Annotated in this window: 19 protein-coding genes; 15 read left to right on the top strand and 4 right to left on the bottom strand. The window is 61.7% G+C overall.

Going from position 1 to position 14,465, the window contains the following annotated elements:
- The first annotated feature begins 102 nt into the window (after positions 1–102).
- Both MO486_RS04590 and MO486_RS04585 read left to right on the top strand, forming a co-directional pair.
- Positions 103–303: a PspC domain-containing protein gene (locus MO486_RS04590; RefSeq protein ID WP_242904924.1), complete on the top strand. Its 201-nt coding sequence runs from the start codon at positions 103–105 to the stop codon at positions 301–303.
- The gene (locus MO486_RS04585; RefSeq protein ID WP_242904922.1) at positions 300–794 is read left to right on the top strand and encodes a hypothetical protein; all 495 of its coding nucleotides are present in this window, start codon (positions 300–302) and stop codon (positions 792–794) included. The genes MO486_RS04590 and MO486_RS04585 overlap by 4 nt, the downstream gene beginning before the upstream one ends.
- 150 nt (positions 795–944) lie before the next feature.
- Here the strand turns inward: MO486_RS04585 and MO486_RS04580 are convergent, their stop codons facing one another.
- Complete coding sequence (locus MO486_RS04580) at positions 945–1,718, bottom strand: NRDE family protein (RefSeq protein WP_242904921.1); 774 nt, start codon at positions 1,716–1,718, stop codon at positions 945–947.
- Between the two features lie 73 nt (positions 1,719–1,791).
- Between MO486_RS04580 and MO486_RS04575 the strand changes: the two genes are divergently transcribed.
- The 13 genes from MO486_RS04575 (at position 1,792) to MO486_RS04515 (ending at position 12,523) form a co-directional block, all read left to right on the top strand.
- Positions 1,792–2,172, top strand: a complete 381-nt coding sequence (locus tag MO486_RS04575) for a VOC family protein (protein ID WP_242904920.1) — start codon at positions 1,792–1,794, stop codon at positions 2,170–2,172.
- Between the two features lie 170 nt (positions 2,173–2,342).
- Positions 2,343–2,852 (top strand): DUF1993 domain-containing protein, encoded by a 510-nt coding sequence (locus MO486_RS04570; protein WP_242904919.1) that lies wholly within the window; start codon positions 2,343–2,345, stop codon positions 2,850–2,852.
- Positions 2,853–3,179: 327 nt separating this feature from the next.
- Complete coding sequence (locus MO486_RS04565; RefSeq protein ID WP_242904918.1) at positions 3,180–4,547, top strand: site-specific integrase; 1,368 nt, start codon at positions 3,180–3,182, stop codon at positions 4,545–4,547.
- Entirely contained in the window at positions 4,544–5,068 is a 525-nt protein-coding gene (locus MO486_RS04560) for a hypothetical protein (protein WP_242904917.1), read from the top strand. The genes MO486_RS04565 and MO486_RS04560 overlap by 4 nt, the downstream gene beginning before the upstream one ends.
- A 66-nt stretch (positions 5,069–5,134) precedes the next feature.
- The gene (locus MO486_RS04555) at positions 5,135–5,353 is read left to right on the top strand and encodes a helix-turn-helix domain-containing protein (RefSeq protein WP_242904916.1); all 219 of its coding nucleotides are present in this window, start codon (positions 5,135–5,137) and stop codon (positions 5,351–5,353) included.
- A complete protein-coding gene (locus MO486_RS04550) occupies positions 5,353–7,503 on the top strand; it encodes an AAA family ATPase (RefSeq protein WP_242904906.1) in 2,151 nt (716 codons plus the stop codon). Before MO486_RS04555 ends, MO486_RS04550 begins: the two co-directional genes overlap by 1 nt.
- 49 nt (positions 7,504–7,552) lie before the next feature.
- Positions 7,553–8,242, top strand: a complete 690-nt coding sequence (locus tag MO486_RS04545; protein ID WP_242904905.1) for a hypothetical protein — start codon at positions 7,553–7,555, stop codon at positions 8,240–8,242.
- 465 nt (positions 8,243–8,707) lie between these two features.
- The gene (locus MO486_RS04540; protein ID WP_242904904.1) at positions 8,708–8,953 is read left to right on the top strand and encodes a hypothetical protein; all 246 of its coding nucleotides are present in this window, start codon (positions 8,708–8,710) and stop codon (positions 8,951–8,953) included.
- 289 nt (positions 8,954–9,242) lie between these two features.
- A complete protein-coding gene (locus MO486_RS04535) occupies positions 9,243–10,031 on the top strand; it encodes a hypothetical protein (RefSeq protein WP_242904902.1) in 789 nt (262 codons plus the stop codon).
- Between the two features lie 3 nt (positions 10,032–10,034).
- Positions 10,035–10,409: a hypothetical protein gene (locus tag MO486_RS04530; RefSeq protein ID WP_242904900.1), complete on the top strand. Its 375-nt coding sequence runs from the start codon at positions 10,035–10,037 to the stop codon at positions 10,407–10,409.
- The gene (locus tag MO486_RS04525) at positions 10,406–11,098 is read left to right on the top strand and encodes a hypothetical protein (protein WP_242904898.1); all 693 of its coding nucleotides are present in this window, start codon (positions 10,406–10,408) and stop codon (positions 11,096–11,098) included. The genes MO486_RS04530 and MO486_RS04525 overlap by 4 nt, the downstream gene beginning before the upstream one ends.
- A 31-nt stretch (positions 11,099–11,129) precedes the next feature.
- Entirely contained in the window at positions 11,130–11,825 is a 696-nt protein-coding gene (locus MO486_RS04520; RefSeq protein WP_242905340.1) for a terminase family protein, read from the top strand.
- The gene (locus tag MO486_RS04515) at positions 11,816–12,523 is read left to right on the top strand and encodes a hypothetical protein (protein ID WP_242904896.1); all 708 of its coding nucleotides are present in this window, start codon (positions 11,816–11,818) and stop codon (positions 12,521–12,523) included. The genes MO486_RS04520 and MO486_RS04515 overlap by 10 nt, the downstream gene beginning before the upstream one ends.
- A 24-nt stretch (positions 12,524–12,547) precedes the next feature.
- On the opposite strand, the gene MO486_RS04510 is transcribed toward MO486_RS04515, so the two are convergent.
- The 3 genes from MO486_RS04510 to MO486_RS04500 form a co-directional block, all read right to left on the bottom strand.
- A complete protein-coding gene (locus MO486_RS04510; protein WP_242904894.1) occupies positions 12,548–12,784 on the bottom strand; it encodes a hypothetical protein in 237 nt (78 codons plus the stop codon).
- Between the two features lie 62 nt (positions 12,785–12,846).
- Positions 12,847–13,047, bottom strand: a complete 201-nt coding sequence (locus MO486_RS04505; RefSeq protein ID WP_242904892.1) for a YegP family protein — start codon at positions 13,045–13,047, stop codon at positions 12,847–12,849.
- Between the two features lie 293 nt (positions 13,048–13,340).
- Positions 13,341–14,033: a DUF5343 domain-containing protein gene (locus tag MO486_RS04500; RefSeq protein ID WP_242904890.1), complete on the bottom strand. Its 693-nt coding sequence runs from the start codon at positions 14,031–14,033 to the stop codon at positions 13,341–13,343.
- Between the last annotated feature and the right edge of the window lie 432 nt (positions 14,034–14,465).

Here is a 14,465-nt window from a genome sequence, read left to right as displayed (position 1 = left end):
GTAAAACCCCCATTGATCCCTGGGGAAAGCCCCGTTCACGACGTAAACCGTGACACGTGCGCAGGGATTAGACTTGCTCCAACGCCTCGACCCGCCAAGTCCATGAACCAAGCCCGCCCCTTTACTCGCTCCCGCACCGACCGCGTCATCGCCGGCGTGATGGGCGGCATTGCACAGCGGTTCGGCTGGAATCCGACCTTATTGCGCGCCGTCTTCGTCGTCTTGTCGATCGCATCGGCGGCGTTCCCCGGCATCCTGGTGTACCTGATCCTGTGGCTGCTGATGCCGGAAGGCGACGATTGAGCGACGCAGCAGACGTCAGGCCCGTGTTGCTGTTTGCCGCACGCGTGCTCGGCATTGTGTGGACATTGCCGAACACCGCGCTCGGCCTCGTCGCCGGGACGATCGGAATCGCATTCGGCGCGCATGCGCATGTACGCGCACGTGATCTCGCCATCGTGTTTCATCGCTGGCCGTGGGGCCCTGGCGGGGCCATCACGTTGGGCAACACCATCCTGCATACCGGCGACACGCTGGATTCGGATTGCGTGACGTACGCGCATCGCGCCGGCCATCTCGATGAGCCCTTCATCCGCCTTGCCGATCATGAACGCGCACACGTTTATCAATACATGGCGCTAGGTCCGTTGTTCCTGCCGCTCTACCTGCTGAGCGGCGGCATCAGCGTGCGCAACCGCTTCGAGCGCGCGGCCGACCGCTATGCGCTCAGCGGGCGCGGCTGGTGGCCGTGGGCGGTGTCCGACGAACGGCCGCGGACTTTTACTTCTCGATAACACCGCCGGTAGTAGGCTTCAACCGTCGGAGAACAAGCAGAAGGCGTTAACAAGCCAGACGCAATCGCTCCGGCACGGAAGGCTCAGCCACTAGAGGGTCATACCTCGAAGACTGGGCCTTCTCTATATGCGCGACGCTTTTGAGCACCGTCATAAGCGTGGTAGCAACGCCGCCGTTTCTCCCAACGGCAGTGCATCCGGACCGAAGCGGCGTTCGACGAAAGTGATGGCGTCCGTGTCCACGAGCACCACGCTGCTGCACCGCGTGCCATAGGTTTCCCCATGCACGAATGGCGGCGATAGTGCGCGTTCGAATTCAAGGCCAACGCCGGTGTCGGGCAAGGCCGCATCGGGCGCTGCTGTGGTGTCGGCCAGCGCATCGAACAACTCCACCAGCATCGGCGCATCGTTCGTGGTGTTATCCAGCCATGAGGACAGCGCACGCGTGGCATGCATGCTCTTCGGCCAGGACGCATCGAACGCGCCGTTGGACATCGCATGCACGCCTGGATTGATCGCGTGCGTGACGTAATGCGGATGATTGCTGGCGAAGGCAAGCGCAGTGCCGTCCCACACCACCAGGTTGAAGCGCCCGTAGTCCGGTGCTTCTGCGGCCAGCGCAGCGAGATATGCATCGGCTGACGCATCGCCGGAAACGAACCCGCGCACCAGCGCACCGCGCGAACGTGGCGCGTTTTCCGGATTCAAGCCCACACGCACATTGGTCACGGCAGCCAAGCGCCCGCGAGTCGACACCATCAGCCAACTACCGCCCTGCAACAGATCGCGGCCGCCGTAGACGTCGGCATGCTCGGGATCCGGTCCAGCCGGCGCCGCCGGGCGCCCATGGAACTCGTCGCGATTGGCGATGAGGGCCAATGGGTAGCGGGGGTGGAGACCCCAGGCGAGGGCGATCAGGCACATGCGGGCAATGCTAGCCGAGAGCTTGCCCCGGTGCGCTGGCGTTACGCTGGCCACCCCCGCGTCCGGAGGCGCCATGTCCAACGTCATCCAGATCACCCCTTTCATGCATGTCGAGGACCTGGAGCAGGCGCTGGCCTTCTTCAACGGTATCCTCGGCTTCGAAACCCTGTATCGCCAACCGGGCTATGCCTACATCCAGCGCGAGAAGGCGGGCATCCGCATCCTCGAAAGTCGTGGCGACGAAGCCGCGCCTGCGGGCAACCGCCGCTTCGCCTACTACGTCGACGTGCGCGATGTGGACGCGTTGTACAACGAACTCAAGCCGAAGCTCGACACCTTGCCCCAGGGCGATGTGCATGGACCGATGGACAAGTCCTATGGCCAGCGGGAACTGCTGGTCCTGGTGCCGGATGGGAATTTGCTGGCGTTTGGGCAGGCGATTGAGGAGAAATAGCGGGCATCGAGACCGCTTTCCGGGCTGCGGAATCAGGTTCTGCGACCGCATCGATGCTTCTTGGCAACGGCGGAGTTGGAGCGCAACCCATGGGCTTTCCTTCGCGGCGTAACCGAAGGGCATTGCGCTATCGAGGTACCATCTCGACCTCCCCATTCGTGAGATGCCGTATGACCAACGCCATGTACACCGCGTCCGTTCCCGTCTTCAAGCAGATGCTCGGCGCGCTGTCCAGGATCCTGGACAAGGCCCAGGCCCATGCGGTGGACAAGAAGATCGAGCCGGATGCGCTGCTGCAGGCGCGGTTGTTCCCGGACATGTTTCCATTGCTGCGGCAGGTGCAGATCGCCTGCGACATGGCCAAGGGCGTGTCGTGTCGTCTGGCGGGGGCAGATGTGCCGGCGCATGAGGACAGCGAGCGCACGTTCGACGAATTGAAGGCGCGCATTGCCACAACGTTGGCACTGATCGATGGCCTCGATGCGGCGTGGTTCGAAGGCAGTGCGCTACGCGAGATCGTGTTGCGCCCTGGCACACCCAAAGAACGCCGTTTCGACGGAGAGGCCTATCTGTTGAGCTACGGCTTGCCGCAATTTTTCTTTCATGTCACCACTGCGTACGCGCTACTGCGACACAACGGCATCGAGATCGGCAAGATGGACTACATGGGCGCGCGCTGATCCCAGCTCGCGTCGTTTTGTCGGAGGCATTTCCTGGTCCTCCAACGAAAAAGGCCAGACTCTCGTCTGGCCTTTTCATTGGTGCCGGAGGTGGGACTCGAACCCACACGCTTTTAAGGGCGGCGGATTTTGAGCAACCTTCGCAGCCTACCATAAGCCATTGTTTCGGCGACGGGTGTAACTGGCTAGTTACGTAACTGGCTAATTACGCTAGCTTTTTTGGTAATGCCGGGGTAACTTTGGGTAGCAAGGGCGGCGCGCCGCGTGTCGCCCGCTACGGGCTATGCACGGGCTATAGCCCGTAGGGAACCGCCCAGGAGCGCCCCGATGGCCGACACCAAGATCGCACTAACCGAGGCGGCAATCGCCATGCTGCCGACCCCGCCGAAGGGCAAGAACCGCATCTATCGCTTCGCCGATATGCCGGGGCTTGCCGTGCGCATCACCGGCAACGGCAAGCGTCATTTCCTTTGTTGCCGAATCTCCGACGCGCTCGACTCACGCGGTATGCGTGTGGAGCAGCGCACGTCGTTGGGAATCGAATGGATCAAAGGCGGCGGCACCGTCTTGCAAGCGAAGGACAGGTTCAAGGCACTAGGCGGAGCGGCCCCCGAGTCGAGAACGCAGAAGGCGAAGCGCCTACGCGCCGAGAAGCAGGTGTCCGAAAGGGAAATCACAGTCGGCAAGCTCATCGACCGCTACATCACCGAGTGGGCAAAGCCGAACAAGAAAAGCTGGGACGAGGATGACAGCCGATTGAACAAGGTCGTCCGTCCGGTGTGGGGCGAGCGCAAGGCCAAGAGCATTACCCGCGCCGATGTGGACGCCCTTGTGGCTCCGGTTGCCATCGGCGACCCCGACAACGGCATTTCGCCACGTCGCGCTGAAGCGAATCACCGGCTAGCTGTGGTCCGCAAAATGTTTAGCTTCGCGGTCGATAAGGGAATCATCGACGCGCATCCGTGCCTGCGCATGAAAGCGCCGGGCGGAAAGATCGCTCCACGACAGCGCGCGCTGACGACGGCGAAAGAGCTTCGTCTGCTATGGCGCCTGACCGACCCTAGCGGGCCGTGGACGAAGCCGATGCACAAGGGCTGGCCGCGCGACGTGCCGTGGGAAGCCCGTGGTCGTATGCGCCGCGAGATCGCCGACGCCTTGCGCCTAGTGCTGGCGACTGGCTGCCGGTCGAATGAAGCGGCGGGCTTGGCATGGAAGGAACTCGACTTGGATGCGGGGGAGTGGGTGTTGCCCGCAGAGCGCAGCAAGAACCGACGTCCCAACCTGGTCCCGCTACTGCCACCAGTGGTCGAAATGCTGCGCGAGCGACGGGAACTGGCGAAAGGCGACTACGTGTTCCCCGGCTTGCGCGCCGGTACGCCGCACCTCAACGACAAGCACCTGAGCGAAGCGCTGCGCTATGCCTGCGCCCGGCTCGCACGTATCGGCCTACAGCCGTTCACGACTCACGACCTGCGCCGCACAGTCGAAACGGGGATGGCGGCCGCGAAGGTGCCGAAGGAGTACCGCGACCGCGTGCTGAACCACGTGGACGCGAGCGTGGGCGGCAAGCACTACAACGTCCACGACTATGCCGACGAAAAGCGCGAAGCGCTGGAAAAGTGGGCGCGTAGGCTGGAAGCGATGCTCAAGCCCGAGCGTGACAATGTGGTGCCGCTGCGGAGGGCCAAGCCGTGAGTTGGAACAACGTTCCGTTGCGCTTCCTGCGTAGTCGCGCAGGGCTTGTGCCGTTGCCGCCGTTCGTTCGGGACTACGGCGATGCGCTGCTAGGTACCGAATGGCGGGAGTATGTCGATCATCGCTATTTCAGCCCGGCGGCTCTGCACTGGGCGGACGAAGCCATGAGGCACCTAGCCGAGCATGGACAGCTGCCACCCGACGAAGCCGAAGCGCTTGAACTTGTATGGCGCGCCGTACGTGCTGGGCTAATGCCTACAAAGGCGCAGAGAAACCAATACGAACTGGCGTGTGAGTACGAGGCATGCGAGCGAATAAAGGCGACGCTCCACGTCGAGCATTGGCGTCAGAACGGCTTGGAGCCGGGCGATGATGAACTGAGTGCGGGCGACGAGGTTGAAACCGCGGAACGCGTTTTCAAGGATGCCGCCATGCGCAGGTTTGGAATGACAGATGATGCGGTCGACAAGATGCTTGCGCGTCGCCGTGGCGCCCATGAAGTGCTTTGGGGTACGCGCTAGCCGTTTTACCCGTACCGTTCTGCAGTGTTGCAGTAGCCCTGTGCCAACAACACAAGGGCTTAGGCCATGCAACACGACGTCACATCCATACTCGACGGCTATCTCACGCTCGACCAAACGGCGGCGGAGCTTGGCATTCACATCGTTACGCTAAAGCGGTGGAAGTCGCGCCGCTACGGCCCCAAGCCGATCCGCGTCGGTGCTCGGCTCTACTACAAGCGCGACGACTGGCGAGAGTTTTTCGAGAACGCCGATAAGGCGAAGCGCGGCGGGAGGGTTGGCTAATGACCTCTCGCTCGCATGCTCAACGGACAAAGGGTGCAGAGCGAGCGCCTAAGTCACAAAGCAAAAGCCCCGCCGACGCGGCAACGTCGAACGGGGCGGCAACGAAACCGGGCAAAGGTTCCAACGCGAAGCGTAACCCCGCACGCGCACAGTTGCATCACAATGGCGATGCCACGCCTGTAGAGCGAGTGCTGGCCCGACTCGGTGACTTCGATCGCGAAGGGGACGGCTGGCTTGCGCTATGTCCTGCGCACAACGATTCCAAGCCTTCGCTTCGCATTTCCGAAGGCGACGACGGCCGCGCGTTGCTGACCTGCCGCGCTAACTGTGCGACGGACAGGATCATTGCAAAGCTAGGCATCACGCTCGCCGACCTGTTCCCGGCGACGCCCACGAAATCGAAGCCTAAGAAGCGAACTGTTCAAGCTCCCAAGCCGCGTGCCACCCGCAAGCCGAAGGCGGTAAAGGAAATCAATGCCGACGAGCACACTGAGGCGATGCGCGAAGCCAAGCGCCTGTTTCCCAAGTCGTCGTTTGCCGGTTACAAGCTCGCCGCTCTTTACCCATATCGTCGTGCCGATGGCTCTGTCTGGTGCTGGCGTTGGCGATTTGAACACGCGGCCGAGGATAAGGAAATCGGTCCGTTCCATTTCGATGGCGGCCAATGGGTAGCGAAGGAACCGAAGCCGCCGCGCGCCGGGAAGCCTCTGTATCGTTTGCCCGAGTTGCTCGCCAGTGACGGCCCAATAATCGTTGTGGAGGGCGAGAAGTGCGCCGACGCATTGGCCGCGCTCGGCATCGTGGCGACCACAAGCGGAAGCAGCAGCACGGCGAAGAGTGCGGACTGGTCGCCGCTGGCCGGGCGCGAAGTGCGTATCTGGCCCGACAACGACGACGCGGGCGACCGTTACGCCGCCGAAGTGGCCGCGAAGTTGGCAGACCTGGGCTGCGACCTATCCCTCATCGACGTCCAAGCGCTCGATCTTCCCAACAAGGGCGACGATGCGGCCGACTGGCTCACGAAGCATCGCAAGGTAAAGGCCGCCGACGTGCTGGCGTTGCCAACCGTAGAGCCGGAGACTGACGAGGACGCGCCGACCGTGCAGCTGATATGCGCTGCGGACATTCAGCCCAAGTCGATTCAATGGCTGTGGAAGGGATGGCTGGCGCGCGGCATGCTCCACATCCTCGCGGGCGATGGTGGCACTGGCAAAACGACCGCGATGCTCAGCGTAGCCGCAGCCATCACAAAGGGCGGCAAGCTTCCCGATGGTTCGACCGCACCAGTCGGTAACGTGCTGATTTGGACAGGTGAGGACGACGTGGAGCGGGTGCTGGTGCCACGACTCGCCGAGGCAGGGGCCGACCGCCGCCGCGTGTTCGTCATTCGTGGTGTCGACGACGGCGAAGGCTCCCGGCCTTTCGATCCATCGGCCGACATGCGAGCACTGGAATTGCAAGCCGGGAGAATCGGTAACGTGGCGATGGTTCTAGTCGATCCGATCGTCAACGCGGTCACAGGCGACAGCCACAAGAACGCCGAAGTGCGGCGCGGGCTGCAACCACTAGTGGATCTCGGTTCTAAGCTCCAAGCGGCCATCGTCGGCATCACGCACTTCGCCAAGAACACGGAAGGCCGTAAGACGACAGACCGCATCATCGGGTCAGTGGCATACACCAACTTCTCGCGTGTAGCGTTGGCGACGGTGAAGGGCAGGGGCGGGGAGTGCCGCCTTGTTCGCTGCAAGAGCAACATCGGCCCAGATGGCGACGGCTTCAGCTATTCCATCGACATTGTTCAACGCGAATACGACGGTGAGTCCAACGACGTGTCGCGCATCGAGTGGGGCGCTCCACTCTACGGTTATGCCAGTGAACTGCTGGACCAGGTCGAAGCCAAGAAGCTTGCAAGGGACGAGGCCGCCGACTGGCTGAGCACGCGGCTCGCAGATGGCCCGGTGGCGCAAAAGGACCTAGCCGAGCAGGCGAAGGCTGACGGCGTGGCGTGGCGCACGGTGGAGCGCGCTAAGGAAACCCTCAGCGTCATGGCGTATCCCGAGCGGTCGCAGGGCAAGGGCCGTGGAAACGGGCGCTGGATGTGGGAGCTGCCAAGGTCGCGCGGGGTGACAGAGCGCCGCAAAGTGCGATGACGCGAAGGAGTGTGCACAATCAGCGGCATCGACACTTGGGGACGCGTCAATGCCGCTGGCACTCAAAGGGGAGGCAGGAAGCTGGCTTCCTGTTTCTATCGACCGGCTGGATGCCCTGTTGATTAAGGAGATTTATCACGGGCGAGGCTATGACAACGCCTATGCCCTTCGCAGGAACATCGCCTACAGCCTCCAGCACGTTCAGTACCTAGAACAGACGATCACCGATCTAAAGCTCACCAACGTCTTGACAACGCAGACGTGGAAGGCGGAGACCATCGTTGGGTGCGGGATCATCGAGTCGCTGCTTCATTTCCTAATCGTCGCGACTGGCAACCGGACAACGGCCGACTGGGAGACCAAGCAGGAGTTCACCGGGGCCAACAAGGTTATTGAAGGGAAGACGTACAGGATTGACTCGGTAGTCAAGCAGAAGCTTGATACGCCAGCACCCGTGCCGATGACCTTCGACACGATGCTTAAGAAGGCCGAGAGCAAGAAGTTGCTCGGTCCCGATCACTCGGTGTACGCCAAACTCAAGCGCCTGCGCCCACTCCGAAACCGAGTTCACCTGCAGGAAATCACGCAGCATGTCGATCACGACTTCAACGCTTTTACTGCGATCGACCAAAAGCTAATGATGCAAGTGCTGCACGCGGTGTTCACTGGTCCGACGTTCGCGCCTTCGACGGCACAGCGTGCCTACTTCACGTACCTCGAAAAGTATCTCGACCCGTAGTCGATTAAGGCCGCCAAATCACTGGCGGTGTTAATCGTTTTAGGTGTGGCTGGCGGTGTTAATGGACCAGGGTCGCAGCACTAGGATCGACTCTCGCAGCGTTCGCAGGCGGCCTAGCTGGGGCGGCTGGAGTAGCCCCATAGCTGGGCGGCTCTGCGCGTGCTCTGGAGGTGCCTCTGGAGCGCAAATTGGCCGGGGTTAGTGGCGCGGTTGCCCTGTCGTTGGCGATTCGGTGCGTAACCGGCGAGTTACACAGGTCGCAGCGGCCTCGCGCGAGCGTACGCGCGGGGGGCGGTCGAAACTTGGCGGCCTTAATCGTTGCCTGCCATTAAGGCCGCCAACACCGCCACACACTTGGCGGCCTTAAACAGCCCTTACGTGGCGGGCTTCCTAGACTAGTTTTATGTTTAAGGCCGCCAAATAATTTGTATTACGCGAGGTGTATTGCGCGACGAGGACACAAGGATGGCATTAGTTCAACTTCCGCCGGGATTTGCATGGACGTATCACGATGACCCGGAAGACCCCCATGTTGCGCTTTGGTTTGGTAAAGAGTTTCTCGGTACCGTCAGGTGGGACGATTCCCGTGGTGAGTTTGCGGTTGTCGCCATCCTCAATCGCCAATTCTTCGTTGAGTTTTACAGCACCGCTAACGCTGCTATTGATGGGTTGGCGAACGAAGCCCTATCGCGCGTGCCGTGGGTCGACTAATGGCGCAGAGCCTTCGTCTATCTGCACTCACGTTGCGCTGCTCGACGCGCCCTTGTGTGACGCCTCGATCTAACGCGGCGCACCGAATAACCGCCGCTCAACCCTATAAAACAAGTCTCGGCATCTACGTTCACTGGGCCATAGCCCGTACGTAGCCCGTAGCGGCGAAGTCCCACGGCCTGTGCGCCGCGTTTGTGCGCGAGTGGTACGCGCGCGCCGCTGTTCGCGTACCACGGTCGAACTGGAGCATGGCATCGCACCTACAACGGAGGCCCAGGAGGCCACGACCATGCCGAACGCACCGCAGCATTCCAGCACCCGCGAAGCCTTCCGCCAGCATGCGCAGCAGCAGGCTGCGTCGCAGGGCATCGTTTCCACCACCCGCCAGAGCGTGCTCACTGGCATCACGCACGCGCACCTCAACGAGATCAGCTATGCCGGGCCGAAGCCCGAGGGCACGGACAACGACAACCTTGCTCTTACGGCACACAAGCACTTGAGCGAAGTAGCCACCGACATGATGAAAGTGGTGGACCTCGCAGGTGCACACAGCCGCGACACGACCATCACCGACGCTGCGGCCTATATGCTCACCGGCGAAGCCATCGAAAAGGCCGTCGAGGAGAAGTGCGAACTGCTCGACGTGGTGCGTATGCGGCTGACCAACCGCCTCCACGAAGTGCGCGCCGAGGTCGAAGCCCTGCGCCAGCCGCCAGCGAACCGTAGCTACCTCAACGCGCAGGCTGCCGAAATACGGGCCGAGCTTCGCGGCATGTCCGAGGGCAAGCGATACGACTTCATCGCGAAGGTCATGGAAGGCGGCGAGGGCGAAGTCATGGCGTATGCCATTGCCAGCGCCCCGAGCTTCCTGTCCGGTGTTACCGGGGCGAAGCATGCTCAGGCTGTGGACTTCGTACTGTCGCTGCGCAAGCCGCAGTTGCTCGGCGTCGAGGACATGCTGACGGCGAACATCGCGCGCTATGACAAGGCTATCGAAGGGCTGCGCCGCGTGTTCTACGGATCGTTCGACCGCGAGCGCGTGAAGCAGATTCGTGCGCTGGCAACGTCGAGGCGGTGACCTATGCGCCTCACCGACTACGACCTGCGCGGCATATGGCGGCTGCCGTCGCAGGTGCGCACCCCGCTAAAGGCGGCCGCCAACGCGCATGGTCACCGCAAGCGACACCCGAGGGCGTTTCTCGAAAAGTTGGCGGCAGCGGTGCAGGCGCTCAACGACTTCGCCGGTACGCACATGGTTTATCGGGACAGCGTGCATCGCACCATGACCGAAAGCGGCCTGACGCCCGACTACCCCGACTGTGACGAGCAATGGGGCGAGATCGGCGAAGGGTCGCGGGAAAGCATCGTGCACGCCTTGGACAAGTGCGACGCGACCAGCTACGCCATCGGCAACGCTCGCGCCCTGCTACGCCGCATGGAACAGGAGGGCGCATGAAGGTCGAGTCGAAGAACCCGCTACAGCGGAAGGGCGTGGAGTGCCAGGTCTGCACGCATCCCGACCGCGCCAGCATGGAACTAGGGTTGGCAAACAAGGTGACAGAGCGCGTACTGGCGAAACGATACGGCGTCAGCCGCGATTCGCTGGGCCGCCATCGTCGCCACCACATGACGCCCGACCTTTTGGCCTCGCTCATCACTCGGGGCCGAATGAGCCCAACCGACTTGGAGAATCTTCGGATCGTAGAGTCCGAGGGCTCGCTTCAACATCTCGTTGCGGTGCGCGGCCGACTGTATGGAATGATGGACTACGCCGAGTCGATCAATGACTACAAAGCGGCGTCGGCCATCGGCGAGCGGATCGTGAAAGTCTGCGAAACGATTGCCAAGCTCCTGGGCGACATTCGCACCGGCACCGTCAACGTGACGAACAATATGCTGGTGATGCCGGAGTTCCACGCGTTCCGAACGTCGATCATGCAGGCGCTAAAGGCCCACCCCGAGGCGCGCGAGGCCGTCGCACTGGCGCTGCGAAGCTATGAGTCCCCAGCGTTGCCGACTGCCGAGACGCCCGAGGAAAGAGCCGAGGCGGAGCCGGTGCTGGCGAAGGCCCGCGAGGTAACGCGCCAGAACAGGGCAAAGAAGATCATCGAAGGGGAGGCGCGACGTGTCGGCCCTAGCGAATGATCTACTCCGCGCGCTTGACCATGCACAGGTGATGCGCGACGCCGGGATGGACCCCGACCCGTGGCAGGAAAAGGTGCTGCGCTCGGACGCCCGGCGGATGCTGCTTCTGTGTTCGCGCCAGTCGGGCAAGTCCACAACGTGCGGCGCGCTCGCGTGCGCATCGGCGATCTACGACCCCGGCCTTGTGCTGCTCATCGCACCCGCGCAGCGCCAGTCGCAGGAGTTGTTCCGAAAGGCAGTGCAGACGTACCACGCTCTAGAGGACGTGCCGCGCATCGTGAATGAGTCGGCTATGCGCATGGAGCTGGCGAACGGCAGCCGCATCATCGCGCTGCCCGGCACCGAGGGCACGATCCGCGGCTATTCGGCGGCCAAGACGATCATCGTGGACGAGGCGAGCCGCGTAGATGACGCGTTGATGGCTGGCGTTCGCCCGATGCTGGCGACGACTCAGGGCCGGTTCGTTGCGCTCACCACACCTTACGGCAAACGTGGATGGTTCTACGAATCGTGGGCGCATGGCGAAGGTTGGGAACGAACGATGGTCACGGCCGACCAATGCCCGCGCATCGATCCCGTGTGGCTGCGCCAAGAGCGCGAGCTGATTGGCGACTGGCAGTTTCGCCAGGAATACCAGTGTGAATTCGTTGATACCGACGAGCAGTTCTTTTCCAGCGACTTGATCGAAGCCGCGTTGACCGACGAGGTGGAAACCCTATGGAACTAGAAGCGATCATAACCGTGCCGTGCGACGACCGACGCTTGAAGGATGGGCTGTCGTTGAAGGTGATGCGGCGGTTCGCGGTCGGCGTAGACGTCGGCCAGTCCCAAGACCCGAGCGCCATCTGCGTTGCGTCGCGCATCGTCACGGAGCCCTTGAATCCCGCGCTCGCGCAGCTCAACCCGTTTCCCAAGCCACGCGTTGAAGTGCATCACCTGGAGCGGCTCAAGCTCGGCACGCCGTACCCGCAGCAGGTCGATCACATCGCGAACATGCTTCTGCGCGCGCCGTTGGTGACGCTCAATCCCACGGTGCTCGTCGATTACACGGGCGTTGGACGGCCCGTGTTCGACATGTTTCATGAGCGGCCCGCGCTGCGCTGGGCGCGCGGCATCGTCATCACGGGCGGTCGCGAAACGTCGGCGATTCCTGCCGGGTGGTCTGTGCCGAAGGTGGAGCTAGTCAGCAAGCTTCAAGCGCTGCTGCACTCGGGGCTATTGAAAATCCCGCGCTCGCTGCCCGATGCCAAGGTGTTGACCCGCGAACTGCAGGACTTCCGCGTGCGGTACACCGACGCGGGCAACGCGGTGTTCAACGCCCGCGAGGGTGCTCACGACGACCTGGTCCTTGCGCTGGCGCTGGCCGTGTTTGGCCTGTCGCGGCCCGAGCCCGCGACCTACGTGAAGTTGGTGAGGCCGCGCTAAGGCGGCCTCACCGGGTGACATCTATTACTTCTTGCGCTGCGACAGTGCGCTACCTGCCGCGGACTTCGATGCAGCCGAGGTGCGGCCATCACGCAACACCTTCGATGCAGCAGTTGCTGCCGTGCGGGAAGTCGATTCCCTCGGGCTGTGGGCTTGCGTCAACGCGCTCGCCGCCGCCGTCTTAGATGCCTTACCAGTGCTGGAAGAGTTCAGCACCTTCGCTGCCGCAGTCGCGGCCTTGGAGCCAGTCGTCTTTGCCATGAGTGTTTTCCTTTCGGTCAAGAAGAGTGGGGCGAGCAATTTGCCCGCCCCACCGTTTCTGCTTAGGCCGCCCACTGTTCCGTGGACGCGTCATAGACCCGGGCGGTAGCCGCCCCCTTACGGATGACGCTGATGGTGCTCAATGCATCCTGCTTGTTGTGGTAGCCCTCGGAGGTCGCGATGACCTGATGGTTACCCGCACTGCGGATGTTGAAGTACCACTGCCCGTTGGCCGTGCTCTTGTGAACGTAAAAGTAGATCATTGGTGCATGTCTCGAATTGAGGCAACACACCAGCAACACACGCCCTCGTGAGCGAGTTCTCAGTTCCAGCAGCCAAGTTTGCAGCTAAGTAGGCTTAGCAGTAGAATGTAGAACGCACCTTGAAGTAGTAGTGCTCCCAGTGTTGGTTGCATTTAGGTGTGAAAACTAAGGTGAGCGATTTGCCGTCCATGCGCCGTTAGGTCTAGCCACCTAGCGGCGCTTTTATTTTGGCCTACGCACACGGACAGCCCGAACGCTCAAACGGTGGGCGGTGTGCGCGGCTCGTTATCTTGTCACTTGCTTTCCTCTCCTAGCATGTGGCCCCGCAACGACGAGAAAGATTCGAACCACTTCTTCTTAATGTCGTCGTCCCAAGCTGGGTCGAAGTCGGGGAACTTCGAAAGCAGCAACTCCGCTGCAGTCTTTGCTGGTTGTTGAGGCGGCCGCATGCTGCCCTGATTGTCCTGAGGTGCGGTGTTCTTTCCGTTGCGCTTGCTACGTGCAGGGCCTGAGCGCTTCGCCGTTGGCGTCTTGACGTGTCCGGAGACGGTCAATCCCGCTTCATTTGCGGCCGAAAGAAAGAAGGACACGGCCTTGGTGATGGTGCTGCCCTTAATGCCCTGATCGCGAAATGCGCTTTCAACCTGCTGAGTAGTGGCTGCGCCCAAATCGAGATGCGGTGTTTGGAGGAACGGGTAGCGCGATTCCAGCAACTCCCGCATGAGGGCACTTCGGTCGGCCTCATTCGCTGCGGCGGCCACCAGCTTCTTAAGCGTCTCCGACGGCTTACCGTTCTCGTCAACGAGGCCCAGGTACTTGTAAGCAGCGACGAGCGCCGCAATAGCTGAGTTGGACTGTCCCGAGAACACGCTCTGGTCGATGCGCGCGGGCAGGCCGCGATCCTGCAACTTCAGCAGCGAATTGATGAACGTCTTGTACGTAACGTACGGCGGCGTGACCAACTTCGGTTCGGGCTGACTGGCCATAGTGGTTCTCTCGGGATCCCCGTTTTGTCAATCATGGAGTCGTCGTTTTGTGAAGTCAACCGGTTTCGCGAAGAAAATTTCGCCACGTCTCTCCGTTGTGCATGTGAAAATATTGTTAAGATGCACAACATATTGAAACATAAGGAAAATATGCGTAGTAGCGTTACGCGCGTAACTTCTAAGTCTCTACGTTAGAGACTGCTACATAGTTGGAACTGATATCTAGTAGTAGATGTTTAGTGCGCAAAGGCTGCTTACTACGTTTCCGTCGCGCACTGTGCGACACGCCTCTACTAGCTAACTACTTAAGCTTTAGCTACTAGCTAGTAGGCGCGGGGCGCGGGGCGCGGGGCGCGGGGCGCGGGAGCACCGGGGCGCGGGAGCACGGGTTCAAGTAGGCTCCCGCAAACGGGGGAGGGAGCCGAGATGCGA

This window comes from Lysobacter sp. CFH 32150, assembly GCF_022758295.1.
Classification (GTDB): domain Bacteria; phylum Pseudomonadota; class Gammaproteobacteria; order Xanthomonadales; family Xanthomonadaceae; genus CFH-32150.
Note: the sequence above shows the minus strand (reverse complement) of the source record. Positions and strands in the feature narration are given on the sequence as shown.